This is a genomic window from bacterium (assembly GCA_014360495.1).
Lineage (GTDB): Bacteria > Armatimonadota > JACIXR01 > JACIXR01 > JACIXR01 > JACIXR01.
Genome location: JACIXR010000003.1, coordinates 167,974 through 180,600 on the forward strand (window position 1 = coordinate 167,974; position 12,627 = coordinate 180,600).

Sequence of the window (12,627 nt, forward strand, 5' to 3'; positions counted from 1 at the left end):
CTCTTTTCTCATATTTTCAATACCTTTACTTCCTTCTTAGCTAATATTATATCCCTTTCTCCGCTGAAGGTTAACCCCTTTCCGCTTTCTAAGTCTATAGCCCTCTCAAAATCTCCCAAAAGAGTTCCTTCTACTGTCTCCCAGGAATGATTGACCAACCAAATAAGGGTATCACTTCCCTGCCTTAAAACTTCCATCTCAACGTATGGGTTTGTGAAATCAATGGGGAAGTCTATTCCCGCTTCCAATGCCATTGCTTTATAAAACCTCCATAAGAGCGATGTTTTGTTCGCCTCCGGCTTCTCGCTGAGGTAAAGCTCAAGTGGAAAGGCGGAGAAGAATATCTTCCCCTTGCCCACTCTATTGATAACTATGGCGGGGTTGCCTTCCTCATCTATGGCAATCACCTCGGCTGACTTGGGAACCAAGGGGCAAAACGCGCTGTTAAAGGGGGAAGCTGAAGGAGTGAAATTGAAGACTTCCCCATCCTCTATCCCTGGCATAGATTTTACGAAACTGATTGTTAAATCAGAGGCTGGGATATCAGGTATTCCGTATCTGAGCTTATGGCTACAGCCGGTTAGGCGTTCAAAGTTGTGTATCCAGGGCTGATATCTATAGGAGAAATAAACTGTGCCTCCTTTTTCAGCGAAGCTATAGAGCGCCTCCCAGCTGGGCGCTGTGAGCATCGGCAAGGAAGGAAGAATGAGGAGCTTGGCTCCCTCAGGGAAGCGGACTTCCTTCCGCAATTCAATATCATAGGGTATATCGGAGATAATAGGCTCCTCACGCCAAAAGCCCGTTGTTATTTTAGCCATCTTGGCCGTTGTAAATGCTTGAAGAAATATCCTATTCGTCAACCCTTTGTCCATCCAGGAGAATGGGTAGGGATTGAAATAGAAAGAGGGGACGAGGATATAAGCCTCGGGCGTGGGGATTTCCAAACTGGAAAGGTCTAACTTCTCCAATAGGGAGGAGAATCTCTTGAATTCAAGGGCAACTGGCTTTTCCGATTTATCGGAGCGAGTTACTCCGAAAAGCATCTCAAAGGGATGATGGGAGTATGGTCTTTGATAAGGGAGGTTGAAATCGCTATAGCACCAACCCAGACACCCACACCCTCCGTTAATCAAGACAGAGTGGAAAGTTGTCCTATAGTAATCCGCTTGATGTTCCTCTGAGCAGTGGGCATTTGAACAACCAAATTCCTCCAAAAGAACGGGCAATCCCCAAGTTTTAGCCAGCTGCATAAGCATTGCGGGGATAAACGAGTGGCGAAGGGAATCAATCTCCGAGGGATAGGAATGGGGTCCAAAGAAGTCCAGGACTTTGGAAAGGTCATCCAAATTAAAGCCATTATCGTCTCCGCTGAGGTACCAGCAACCATCACCAGTAGAAATCGGACGTGTTGGGTCTATCTGCCTAATTGCTTCGCACATCGTTTTCACCCAAACATAGCCTATATCCCTCGTCGTATTCCCTCCATAGAGAGGAATCTCGTTTGAGAGAAGCCAACCTACAATCGCCTCTTCGTCCTTGAAGCGAGAAACTATCCCTTGAATATAAGCTATTTCCTGACGAATCATCCAAGGGTCGGTGTAAAAATTCCTCCCTTCCCTCCAGGGCACATCCCAATTTTCCCCGGACATATGCCCCACGAAGAACGAAGGAAATGTGTAGATTCCTTCTTCCTTGCAGAGCTGAAGGAATTCCCCGAAGCGCCTCAGCATCTCCTCATCAAGTTCCCCTGGACGAGGCATAAAGTCGGGCATATAGATGAATGAACGAATTGTGTTCATGCCCAATGACTTCATCTGCCTTATTTCATCCCTCACCTTTTCCTTATCCCATTTACGCCACATCAAAGGACCAGCGTCTCTCGCCCAGTAGTTGACACCTAAAAGATATAAGGGTTTTCCGTTTTTCTTGAGCAGATTCAATTTCTCCATCTTGGTATAATTCACCTCCTATTTTATTCAAACCTCTTGGCTACGAGGGTTACATTGTGCCCTCCAAATCCAAAGGAATTGGACATTATAACATCAACTTTCGTTTCCCTTGCTTTATTCGGCACATAATCCAAATCGCAGTCGGGGTCAGGATATTCGTAATTTATCGTGGGATGGATTATGTTGTCCCTTATGCTTAAAAGGGAAACGACAAACTCAACCGCACCAGCAGCGCCAAGCAGGTGTCCAATCATAGATTTGGTTGAGGAGATGGGGATTTCGTAAGCCCTTTGCCCGAAAACCTTCTTTATTGCCAATGTCTCGGTTGCGTCGTTCAATTGGGTGGATGTTCCGTGGGCGTTTATATAATCAACATCCTCCTTGCTTATCCCCGCATCCTTCAGAGCGAACTCCATAGAGAGGACGGCACCTTTTCCGTTTGGCTCGGGTGCTGTAATATGATAGGCATCGCAGGATAATCCATAGCCCAGCAGCTCGGCGTAAATTCTCGCTCCTCTCTTTTTCGCGAACTCCATCTCCTCAACAATCACAACTCCCGCCCCTTCAGAGAGGACAAAGCCATCCCTTTTAGCGTCAAATGGACGGGAGGCTTTCTCTGGTTCATCGTTTCTCGTTGAGAGCGCCCTCATCGAACAGAAGCCGGCTAAAGCGAGGGGTGTTACACAGGCTTCGCTACCACCAGCGATTACCACCTTTGCTCTTTCCTCCCTTATCAATCTTAGAGCCTCCCCAATGGCATTTGCTCCACTGGCGCAGGCGCTCACCGTGGCATAGTTCGCCCCCATGGCTTTAAAGGCTATCGCTATGTGAGCAGCCGCCATATCGGAGATCAGCATAGGGATGAAGAAGGGACTCACCCTATTCGGTCCCTTTTCAAGGAAAATCCTATGCTGCTCCTCCCAAGTTGCTATCCCCCCTATTCCGCTTCCCATAATTACGGCCACCTCTTCCGGCTTCAGCCTCTCCATCTCAAGACCAGCATCGGCAAGCGCCATCTTCGCCGCCGCAACGCTGAATTGAGCGAAGCGGTCCATCCTCCTTACTTCCCTTTTATCTATATACTCCTCAGGATTGAAATCCCTCACCTCACCGCCTATCTGACTGCTAAAGGCGCTCGCATCAAAGAAGGTTATCTGACTTATACCGCTTTCTCCCTTCAATAACCTCCGCCAGTTTTTATCTACCCCTACCCCTAACGGAGTTAGAAGGGATAAGCCAGTGATGACCGCCCTTTTTGAGGGCATTATCTATTCCTTTTGAAGACGGGACTGGATGTAATTTATCGTGTCCTCAATTGTTCTTATTTTCTCCGCATCCTCATCCGGTATTTCTATATCAAATTCCTGCTCCAGCTCCATAACGAGGTCCATCACATCTAAAGAGTCGGCGCCGAGGTCTTCAAATGTCGTTTCAAGGGTGACTTCCTCCGGATTGACATTCAGTCTCTCAGCAACTATGTTTTTCACTCTTTCCGCGATATCGGTCATTATTTTTTCACCTCCACTTTTTCAAAGGAATTCTGCGCTCCGCACTGGGAGCACTTCTTGGGCTTGCATCTGGCTTCCTTTTCTGCTCCGCATTCCTTGCATTTCCAGGTTGCCATTGCATCTACCTCCTTATTAGTTGATTCAAAAGGTCAATAAATATTTAACTACATAGCCATACCGCCGTCAACCCGAATTATCTCTCCCGTTATATATGAAGCATCCTCTGAGCAGAGAAAAGCAACCACTCCAGCAACATCTTCGGGCTGACCGGGACGCCCTAATGGAACCTGCTTTAACATCTCTTCCCTTACATCCTGAGGTAGCCTTTCAGTCATCTCCGTCTGAATGTATCCGGGAGCAACCGCGTTGACGGTTATATTCCTTCCCGCTAATTCCCTGGCAGAAGATTTCGTGAAGCCTATTATGCCCGCCTTGGCTGAGGCATAATTTGCCTGCCCCACATTCCCCCTTAACCCTATAACGGAGGAGATGTTCACTATCCTTCCAAACCTCTGCCTCATCATATGCCTTATTACAGCCCTCGTGCAAAGGAAAACACTCTTTAGGTCAACCGCTATCACTTTGTCCCACTCCTCTTCGCTCATCCGCAAGAGCAAGCTATCCTTTGTTATTCCCGCATTATTGATTAGAAAATCAACCCTGCCAAAATTCTTAATCGTTTCCTCCACCATGGAATTTACATCCCCTTCCTTCGCCACATCAGCGGAAATGGCTATTGCCTTCACTGAATATTTGCTTCTTATTTCCTCCGCTGTCCGCTCCGCCGCCTCCTTGTCTATATCACATACCACGACATCCGCCCCCTCTGAAGCCAGCCTCTCCGCTATAGCCTTTCCAATTCCCCTTCCAGCTCCCGTTATTATCGCAACTTTCCCTTCAAATCTCATCTTAATTCTACCTCCTTCCATTTAGAAATTCCTCCAGCGTGCTCATATCTCCTATATTGAAAACAGTTGCGTCAGGTAATATCCTCTTCACGAGATTAGTCAATACTTTGCCCGGACCGACCTCGAGGAAAAAGTTGACTTCTTTCCCAATCAATCTCACGCTTTCCTCCCACCGCACCGGGCTCACCATTTGAACCTTCAAAGCCTCCTTGAGCTCCTCGCCCTTTATCACTGGCTTAGCAAAGGCATTGCAGACAATGGGAATTGAGCTATCCCGAAAATCAAATTTCTCCAGCTCACTTTTGAATCTCTTATTAGCTTCCGTCATCAAAGGAGAATGAAAGGCACCGCTAACAGCAAGCTGAACACATCTCGCTCCCTTAGCCTCCGCCTTCCTCGCTGCCTCCTCAACAGCCTCCCTTTCCCCGGATATAACTATTTGCTGAGGGGAATTATAATTGGCTATCACACAAATTCCCTCAACACTTTTCACGACTTCCTCTAATTCCTCCCTTCCCAACCTCATAACAGCGACCATAGTCCCCTCTTTCATTTCCTCCATATATTCCCCCCTCTTTTTTACTAACCTAAGAGCTTCTTGGAAGGTAAGGACACCACCCACAACAAGTGCTGTGTATTCGCCGAGGCTGTGTCCCGCCAAATATCTCGCTCTAAGGGGAGGAAGAAGCCTCCATATAGCTACGCTGAGGGTAAGGATTGCTGGCTGAGCGATTGATGTCCTCCTCAACTCTTCCTCTGGACCATAAAAGCAGAAACTCGTTAAATCAAACCCCAATACCTCGTTAGCTATTCCGAATATCTCCCTAACCTCACTGTATCCCTCATAAAGTTCCTTCCCCATACCAACATATTGAGAACCCTGTCCAGGGAAAAGAAGAGCTACTTCCCTTTCAAGCATCGCGCTCACCATATTTTTTATACAAATTAGCTAAAAGCTCCTCTGCCTCTGTTATTATATCTTGTATTATCTGCTTAACCGGCTTAATGTCCTTTATCAACCCGCTTATCTCTCCTGCCATAACAGAACCATATTCCACATCTCCATCAACAGCAGCCGCTCTCAATCTCCCTCTACCCAACTCCTCCAACTCCTCCGGTGGGGCACAGCGAGACTCCAATTCCTCAAATTTTCTTGTAAGCTTATTTCTTATGCATCTAACGGGATGTCCAGTTGGACGCCCTGTCACAACCGTGTCTCTATCCCTTGCCTTAATTATCGCTTCCTTATAGGCGGGATGGACTGTGCACTCGGTTGAGCATACAAACCTCGTTCCCATCTGTACACCCTCTGCGCCAAGAGCGAAGGCGGCGAGAAATCCTCTCCCATCTGCAATTCCTCCCGCTGCAATCACCGGTAGGGAGACGGCATCAACAACCTGGGGAAGCAAAGCGAATGTGGAAACCTCCCCAATGTGCCCTCCGGATTCGCTTCCCTCGGCAATCAGAGCATCAACGCCGATTCTCTCCAAACGGATTGCGAGGGCTACGGAGGCAACAACGGGAATCACCTTTATCCCCGCTGATTTCAAATCGGGGATATAAACCCCAGGATTGCCCGCTCCCGTCGTTATAACAGCTGGTCTCTCCTCCAAAATTACCTTCATCTGCTCCTCAACGAACTCCGACATAAGCATTATGTTGACACCAAAGGGTTTATTTGTTAGGGAACGAGCTTTCCTGATTTCCTCCCTCAAAATCTCGCCAGGCATACCACCAGCTCCAATTATTCCCAAGCCTCCTGCCTCTGAAACTGCTGCCGCCAGTTCAGCTGTTGCCACCCAGGCCATACCACCTTGCAGAATTGGATATTCTATGCCTAAAAGCTCACAAACTCTCGTCCTGAACATCTTCCCCTCACCACCTTATAAGATAAGCGCCCCAAGTTAGTCCCGCGCCAAAGCCAACCAGCATCACATAATCTCCGCTTTTGATTCTTCCCTGCTCCAAAGCCTCATAAAGGGCGAGGGGTATAGAGGCGGCGGAAGTGTTTCCGTAGCGTTGAACATTGACGAAGAATTTCTCCTCGGGTATTCCCAGATTTCTTGCTGCTGTGTTTATTATACGGATATTTGCTTGATGAGGAATAAACAAGCTTATCTCCTCCTTTGTTATATTCGCCTTCTCCAAGACGGAAAGAACCGCGTCCTCTATCACCCTGACAGCTAAGCGAAAGACCTCTGGACCGTTGAGCTTCATATAATGGAGACGCTCCTCTACCGTCTTATGAGAAGCGGGATTTCTTGAGCCACCAGCGGGGATAAGCAAATCATCCACACGGGAGCCATCGGAACGCAAATAGAAATTTAACAATTCCCCTTGTCCTTTATAAATGGATACGACAGCTGCGCCAGCTGCATCGCCGAATAGGATGCAGGAAGACCTATCCTGCCAATCCGTTACTTTGGATAGAACATCGCTTCCTACAACGAGGACATTCTCGTAAACGCCCGTCGCCACATACCCATAAGCAACCGATAAGGAATAAATGAAGCCAGTGCATCCCGCCTCAATGTCCATTGCTCCTGCTTTTCTCGCTCCTAATCTATCCTGCAGGATACAGGCTGTAGCGGGGAAGGGATAGTCAAAAGTTACACCGCAGACGATTATCAAATCCAAGTCCTCGGGCTCAATTTTAGCCCTCTCTAAAGCTACCTTGGCTGCCTCAAAGGCTAAGTCAGAGGAAGCTTGCCAATCCTCTGCGATTCTCCTTTCCTTTATACCCGTTCGGGTGGTAATCCACTCATCAGTAGTATCAACCATTTTCTCCAAATCCTTATTAGTTAAAATCCTTTGTGGAACATAGGCACCAACTCCGTCTATTCCTACCCTTCTCATCCTCCAATCAACTCCTTTCGGCGGAAAGAGCGGAAATTATTTTGCCTATCATATCCATCTCCACTGCCTCCTTTGCCACAAGTATAGCCTGCCTTATCGCTTTCGCCCTTGACCTCCCATGGCTCTTAATCAATATATGTGGGACGCCAAGTATGGGCGCCCCACCATACTCAGCGTAATCAAAATAAGGTATCAACTTCCCCACATCCATTCCCAGCTCCTTTATATAATAGAGGGCGAGCTGGGCTAAACCCTCACTGCTCTTGAGAACGACATTGCCCACGAATCCATCACAAACCACTACATCTACTTTACCGCTGAATATGTCCTTGCCCTCCACATTTCCGATGAAATTAAGAGATGATTTTTCCAAAAGCTGATATGCTGATGTTGTCAATCTGTTCCCCTTGCCCGTTTCCTCACCGATATTCAATAATCCGATGCGTGGATTTTGGATATGGAGAATTTGGGAAGCATATATATTTCCCATGATAGCGAAGTGAAGGAGGTGTTCGGGCTTGCAATCCACATTCGCCCCTGCGTCAAGGAGAAGAAATCTACCACCTATACAGGGCATAGGGGCAGCGATTGCGGGACGAGAAATTCCCTTTATTTTCCCCCAAGTTAGGAGGGAACCGAGCACCGCTGCCCCAGTATGACCAGCGGTAATTACCGCCTGCGCCCTCCCTTCCTTTACAGCCCTTAAAGCCACCATCAGGGAAGAGTCCTGCTTTTTCCTCACAACTGTGGGCTTTTCCTCCACACTTATCGTTTGAGAGGCAGGTAAAATCTCTATGCCCTCCCCTCCCTCTATCTCTTTCTCCAGGAGGGAGGGCTCTCCAACGAGTATTATTCGTAAATTCTCATCAAGTGAAAGGGCTTCCTTCGCCCCTTTAATGATCTCACTCGGGGCGAAATCGCCCCCCATAGCGTCAACCGCTATGGAAATCTTCTCCTTCACTTCTCCTTAACTTCTTCCAGGACGAGGTTCCCCTTATAGTAGCCACAGGAAGGACATACGCGATGAGCCTGCTTCAAGGCGTGGCAATGGGGACAAATGGAAATTCCTCCCCAATTAAGGGATAACCATCTCGCCTTCCTATGGGCTGTCCTTGAGTGAGAGAAACGCCTCTTCGGATTAGCCAACTCTCATACCTCCTTTTTTCTTGTATTCTAATAGTTTCTGCCAGCGGGGGTCGACCTTTTTACCGCTACATTCACACTCTCCCTCGTTTAAATTCTTGCCACAATAAGGGCACAACCCTTTGCAATCGGGAGAGCAAAGGGGCGCCAAGGGAAGAGCCAATATTATATTTTGGCGTAAAAGCTCCGTTAAATCAAGAACATAACCCTCAAAAATTGAGCGGATATCCTCGTCGTCCGTTAACAAATTGCCCTTAGTGTCAAGCATCAAATCCTGACGCGTATAAGCTTCCTGGAAGGAGAACTCCAAAGGGAAGGGAAACCTTTTCAAACAACGGACGCATTCCGCCATAATAGTGGTCTTAAATTCCCCTTCAATGACAATAGACCTGTTCGTATTGGAGAATTTGAAATCCGCGACCACGGGTTCTAAGAGCTCCACTCCCTCCACTTCTATGTTCTCCTCCAAGTGAAAGGGAATCACCGCCCCAGGGGATTTTATCAGTTCAGATAGGTCAAGTTTCATTTTAAACACTCCTTTTCTTTATATTAGAAACAATCCTGGCAGTCTCCTGCGCTATCACAAGCTCCTCGTTAGTGGGTATAACCAAAACCCTCGTGGGAGCATTTTCCTTACTTATATCTCCTTCCTTGCCCCTTATCATCATCTCGTTTTTCTCAGGGTCTATCTCTATCCCCAGAAATTCCAGCCCTGAGCATATCGCTTCCCGCTCCATAGGACCGTTCTCGCCTATCCCACCCGTGAACACAACCGCGTGCACTCCGCCCATCACCGCGGCGTAAGCGCCTATATATTTCTTCACTCTATAACAGAAAACATCAAAAGCCAATTTCGCCCTCTTGTCCCCCTTTGCTATTTCCTCTTCTATGTCTCTCATATCGTTTGTCTTACCAGAAATACCTAATAACCCGCTCTTCTTGTTTATTATCTCGTCTATATCCTTCGCAGTGTAGCCCTCTTTTTCCATCAAGAAAGGTAGTATGGCAGGGTCAATATCACCACAGCGAGTCCCCATAACCAAGCCCTCAGCAGGCGTTAAGCCCATACTCGTATCAATAGATTCACCCCCTAAGACGGCGGTTATACTACAGCCATTCCCCAAATGGCAGGTTATCACCTTTGATTTAGATGGCTCAATGGAAAAGTTCTCCTTCAGATACTGGATTGCGCGCCTTGCAACATAATAATGCGATGTGCCGTGGAAACCGTATCTCCTAATCCGATATCTCTCATAGAACTCGTATGGAAGCGCATAGATGTAAGCATAGGGTGGAATAGTGGAATGGAAAGCTGTATCAAAAACCGCAATATGGGGAACATTTGGAAGGAGAGCTTTAGCTGCCCTTATCCCTGTAAGATTTGGAGGATTGTGAAGAGGGGCAAGGTTGGCACATTCCTCTATCGCCTTCTCCACTTCCTTATCTATGACAACGGAACTTGTAAACCTTTCGCCTCCATGAACCACCCTATGTCCCACAGCATCTATCTCCTCCAAGGTCTTTATAACCCCCATTTCGGGATGGGTGAGAACTTTCGCAACCTCCTCCATAGCCCTGTAATGGTCGGGCATATCCACATTGTATTTCCACACTTTTTCATTCACCCTATGGGTAAGGGAGGCTTTCTCATAGAGTTGTAATCCAACCCTGTCAGCCAATCCCCTTGCCATTAACTGGTTATTGTCAAGCTCAATGAGTTGGTATTTTAGGGAAGAACTTCCGCAGTTTATCACTAATACCTTCATTGCACCTCACCCTTTAAAGCAAGAGACTGGGCGGATGTTATTATGATGACATTGACGATATCCTCAACGCTACAACCTCTTGATAAATCGTTGATTGGCTTGCATAAGCCCTGCGCGATGGGTCCATAAGCCTCCGCCTTAGCCAACCTTTGGACAAGTTTATAGGCGATGTTCCCCGCGTTCAAATCAGGGAAAATCAAGACATTCGCCCTTCCGCCCACGGGACTGCCCGGTGCCTTTTTCTCCGCAACCCAAGGGATAATCGCCGCGTCCACCTGCAACTCGCCATCCAAAAGAATGTCAGGACGACGCTCCTTTGCTATCTTCGTCGCTTCAACGACCTTGTCTACCAAGGGATGTGAAGCTGAGCCTTTAGTTGAGAAGGAAAGCAAAGCAACCCTCGGTTCATAACCGAAAACGGTCCTCATAGTATCAGCAGTGGAAATCGCAATCTGGGCTAATTCCCTTGGATTGGGGTCTATTACCAAGCCGGAGTCCGCGAAAAGGAAAAAACCGTTCTCACCATAGGGGCTATCGGGAACAACCATAGCGAAGAAGGCGGAAGCTATCTCCACCTCTGGCAGGCACTTTATTACCTGAAGAGCAGGACGGAAAGTATCGCTAGTGGGATGGGTTGCTCCCGATACCTCTCCATCTGCATCCCCTGAATAGACCATCAAAACCCCATAATAAAGATAGGAAGAAGCCATCTCATAGGCTTTCTCCATACTAACGCCCTTGTGTTTTCTGAGCTCATATAATGTCTTCGCATATTCCTCCAACTTTGGAGATTTTTTGGGATTTATTATCTCTATCCCCTCAAGGTCCACGCTGTTTTCCCTCGCCAGCCGTAATATATCATCCTCATCCCCCAAGATTACGACCTCTGCTATCCCCTCATCCGTCGCCTCCCTCGCTGCTTTTATCACTCTTGCATCGTGTCCCTCAGGAAGCACTATCTTTTGCTTCCTGCTCTTTGCCAGTTCTCTGAGTCTCTGCATTGGGCTCACTTCAATCGCCTCCTTTTCTCTTCAACCTTTCCTCCAATTCGCTAATGCCCTTGCGGGCAGCGCTTAAAACACGGGAAAGGTAATTTTCCAGTTGAACGAGGACATCCTTTGCGTATTCCTCTGCCCCTATCATTATCTCCTTGCTTTTCCTCTCCGCTTCCGCTATTATCTCCATTCCCCTTTGTTGTGCTCTCTTCGTGATCTCGCTCTCCTCCGTCAATCTCGCCGCCTCTTCCCTTGCCCTCCTCACAATCGCCTCCGCTTCCTCCCTCGCCTTTTGAAGTATCCTCTCCCTTTCCTCCTCCAGTTGAGCCGCTCTCTTTATCTCCTCGGGAAGTGTAACTCTTATCCGATTCAGAAGAAAGAAGAACTTCTCAACATCAACGAATATAGCCTTGCCGAATATCTGGCGAGAGGAATCCATTAATTCCTCCAACTGGTCTAAAAGCCTGAATAACTCAACTTTCATTTCCGCCATTTTTCTTCTTCTCCCTTAAATAGTTTTCTACTATGGGGGGAACTAAATCCTTTATGCATCCCCCTAATAACGCGACTTCCTTTACCAAACTTGAGGATAAAAATGACCACCGATCAGAGGTCATCAGGAAAAGAGTCTCTATGTTTGGCGCGAGTTTTCTATTCATCAACGCCATCTGCATCTCGTATTCAAAATCAGAAATTGCCCTCAACCCCCTTATTATAACCTTCGCCCCAACCTCCTTGGCGAAATTCACCAAAAGCCCCTTGAAATGGGCAACCTCAACATTGGGATATGGAGCACAAAGCTCCCTTAGCATATCCAATCTCTCCTCAAGGGAAAAAAGGGGCTTCTTCTCCATGGACTCCCCAACAGCAACTATCAAAACATCAAAGAGTCTCGCACTCCTCTCTATGAGGTCCAGATGCCCGTTCGTCGGTGGGTCAAATGTTCCCGGATATATCGCTTTAATCAAATTTCCTCCCTCCCATAAATCGTCAATGTCGTCGTGCCAAACTTCTTTTCGTTCCCTTTTCTTAATTTACCTATCTCATCAGGCAAGAGAATATGAGAGAGATGCTGAACAACGCATAGACCTCCCTCTCTTAAAATCTCCTCCTCCCCTATAAGTTGTAGGGTCTCCAAGAGGAGGTCTATCCTCTTATAAGGTGGGTCAAGGAATACAATGTCAAACCTCTCTCCCCTTTTTGAAAAAAGGGATACAGCTTTCCTCGCATCTGTATGGAAAACCTTTCCCCTTTCCTCCAAATGGCACTCCTTGAGATTTTCCTTTATCAGCTCAATGCATTTCCACGCCCTATCCACAAACCAAGCCTCCCTTGCCCCCCTGCTCAAAGCCTCAATCCCCACTATCCCTGTCCCGGCAAAGAGGTCAAGGAACCTCGCTCCCTCCAGCTTCATACCGAGGGAGTTAAATAAAGCGGTTCGCACCTGCTCCTCCGTGGGACGCAGGCTTTTCAAGCTTCTCAACTTCCTTCCTTTTTCTCTT

General features: G+C 47.5%; 16 protein-coding genes. All 16 read right to left on the reverse strand.

Going from position 1 to position 12,627, the window contains the following annotated elements; genetic code table 11:
- Window positions 1–8: 8 nt before the first annotated feature.
- The 16 genes from H5T88_03515 to rsmD are packed head-to-tail and all read right to left on the reverse strand — an operon-like array spanning window position 9 to window position 12,608.
- Window positions 9–1,949 (reverse strand): cellulase family glycosylhydrolase, encoded by a 1,941-nt coding sequence (locus tag H5T88_03515; GenBank protein MBC7329408.1) that lies wholly within the window; start codon window positions 1,947–1,949, stop codon window positions 9–11.
- Window positions 1,950–1,972: 23 nt separating this feature from the next.
- Entirely contained in the window at window positions 1,973–3,214 is a 1,242-nt protein-coding gene (fabF, locus tag H5T88_03520; protein ID MBC7329409.1) for a beta-ketoacyl-ACP synthase II, read from the reverse strand.
- Window positions 3,215–3,217: 3 nt separating this feature from the next.
- Window positions 3,218–3,457, reverse strand: coding sequence for an acyl carrier protein (gene acpP / locus H5T88_03525; GenBank protein ID MBC7329410.1), 240 nt, complete (start codon window positions 3,455–3,457; stop codon window positions 3,218–3,220).
- Window positions 3,457–3,573 (reverse strand): rubredoxin, encoded by a 117-nt coding sequence (locus H5T88_03530; protein MBC7329411.1) that lies wholly within the window; start codon window positions 3,571–3,573, stop codon window positions 3,457–3,459. The genes acpP and H5T88_03530 overlap by 1 nt, the downstream gene beginning before the upstream one ends.
- Before the next feature lie 48 nt (window positions 3,574–3,621).
- Window positions 3,622–4,365: a 3-oxoacyl-[acyl-carrier-protein] reductase gene (fabG, locus tag H5T88_03535; GenBank protein ID MBC7329412.1), complete on the reverse strand. Its 744-nt coding sequence runs from the start codon at window positions 4,363–4,365 to the stop codon at window positions 3,622–3,624.
- A 7-nt stretch (window positions 4,366–4,372) separates the two neighbouring features.
- Complete coding sequence (gene fabD / locus H5T88_03540; protein MBC7329413.1) at window positions 4,373–5,284, reverse strand: ACP S-malonyltransferase; 912 nt, start codon at window positions 5,282–5,284, stop codon at window positions 4,373–4,375.
- Window positions 5,277–6,233, reverse strand: a complete 957-nt coding sequence (gene fabK / locus H5T88_03545; GenBank protein MBC7329414.1) for an enoyl-[acyl-carrier-protein] reductase FabK — start codon at window positions 6,231–6,233, stop codon at window positions 5,277–5,279. Before fabK ends, fabD begins: the two co-directional genes overlap by 8 nt.
- Before the next feature lie 7 nt (window positions 6,234–6,240).
- Window positions 6,241–7,221 carry a ketoacyl-ACP synthase III gene (locus H5T88_03550; protein MBC7329415.1) on the reverse strand — a complete coding sequence of 327 codons (981 nt, stop codon included), beginning with the start codon at window positions 7,219–7,221 and terminating at the stop codon, window positions 6,241–6,243.
- 7 nt (window positions 7,222–7,228) lie between these two features.
- Complete coding sequence (gene plsX / locus H5T88_03555; GenBank protein ID MBC7329416.1) at window positions 7,229–8,170, reverse strand: phosphate acyltransferase PlsX; 942 nt, start codon at window positions 8,168–8,170, stop codon at window positions 7,229–7,231.
- An 8-nt stretch (window positions 8,171–8,178) separates the two neighbouring features.
- The gene (rpmF, locus tag H5T88_03560) at window positions 8,179–8,367 is read right to left on the reverse strand and encodes a 50S ribosomal protein L32 (protein MBC7329417.1); all 189 of its coding nucleotides are present in this window, start codon (window positions 8,365–8,367) and stop codon (window positions 8,179–8,181) included.
- Window positions 8,360–8,890 (reverse strand): DUF177 domain-containing protein, encoded by a 531-nt coding sequence (locus H5T88_03565; protein ID MBC7329418.1) that lies wholly within the window; start codon window positions 8,888–8,890, stop codon window positions 8,360–8,362. Before H5T88_03565 ends, rpmF begins: the two co-directional genes overlap by 8 nt.
- A gap of 1 nt (window position 8,891) precedes the next feature.
- Window positions 8,892–10,130: an acetate kinase gene (locus H5T88_03570; protein MBC7329419.1), complete on the reverse strand. Its 1,239-nt coding sequence runs from the start codon at window positions 10,128–10,130 to the stop codon at window positions 8,892–8,894.
- Window positions 10,127–11,140 carry a phosphate acetyltransferase gene (pta, locus tag H5T88_03575; protein MBC7329420.1) on the reverse strand — a complete coding sequence of 338 codons (1,014 nt, stop codon included), beginning with the start codon at window positions 11,138–11,140 and terminating at the stop codon, window positions 10,127–10,129. Before pta ends, H5T88_03570 begins: the two co-directional genes overlap by 4 nt.
- A gap of 1 nt (window position 11,141) precedes the next feature.
- Window positions 11,142–11,618 carry an ATPase gene (locus H5T88_03580; protein MBC7329421.1) on the reverse strand — a complete coding sequence of 159 codons (477 nt, stop codon included), beginning with the start codon at window positions 11,616–11,618 and terminating at the stop codon, window positions 11,142–11,144.
- Entirely contained in the window at window positions 11,599–12,093 is a 495-nt protein-coding gene (coaD, locus tag H5T88_03585; protein ID MBC7329422.1) for a pantetheine-phosphate adenylyltransferase, read from the reverse strand. The genes H5T88_03580 and coaD overlap by 20 nt, the downstream gene beginning before the upstream one ends.
- Window positions 12,090–12,608 carry a 16S rRNA (guanine(966)-N(2))-methyltransferase RsmD gene (rsmD, locus tag H5T88_03590; GenBank protein ID MBC7329423.1) on the reverse strand — a complete coding sequence of 173 codons (519 nt, stop codon included), beginning with the start codon at window positions 12,606–12,608 and terminating at the stop codon, window positions 12,090–12,092. Before rsmD ends, coaD begins: the two co-directional genes overlap by 4 nt.
- Window positions 12,609–12,627: the final 19 nt, after the last annotated feature.

Coding starts and splice junctions, on each gene's coding strand:
- H5T88_03515 (MBC7329408.1), bottom strand. CDS start 1,949: ATGGAGAAATTGAATCTGCTCAAGAAAAACGGAAAACCCTTATATCTT.
- fabF (MBC7329409.1), bottom strand. CDS start 3,214: ATGCCCTCAAAAAGGGCGGTCATCACTGGCTTATCCCTTCTAACTCCG.
- acpP (MBC7329410.1), bottom strand. CDS start 3,457: ATGACCGATATCGCGGAAAGAGTGAAAAACATAGTTGCTGAGAGACTG.
- H5T88_03530 (MBC7329411.1), bottom strand. CDS start 3,573: ATGGCAACCTGGAAATGCAAGGAATGCGGAGCAGAAAAGGAAGCCAGA.
- fabG (MBC7329412.1), bottom strand. CDS start 4,365: ATGAGATTTGAAGGGAAAGTTGCGATAATAACGGGAGCTGGAAGGGGA.
- fabD (MBC7329413.1), bottom strand. CDS start 5,284: ATGCTTGAAAGGGAAGTAGCTCTTCTTTTCCCTGGACAGGGTTCTCAA.
- fabK (MBC7329414.1), bottom strand. CDS start 6,233: ATGTTCAGGACGAGAGTTTGTGAGCTTTTAGGCATAGAATATCCAATT.
- H5T88_03550 (MBC7329415.1), bottom strand. CDS start 7,221: ATGAGAAGGGTAGGAATAGACGGAGTTGGTGCCTATGTTCCACAAAGG.
- H5T88_03565 (MBC7329418.1), bottom strand. CDS start 8,890: ATGAAACTTGACCTATCTGAACTGATAAAATCCCCTGGGGCGGTGATT.
- H5T88_03570 (MBC7329419.1), bottom strand. CDS start 10,130: ATGAAGGTATTAGTGATAAACTGCGGAAGTTCTTCCCTAAAATACCAA.
- H5T88_03580 (MBC7329421.1), bottom strand. CDS start 11,618: ATGGCGGAAATGAAAGTTGAGTTATTCAGGCTTTTAGACCAGTTGGAG.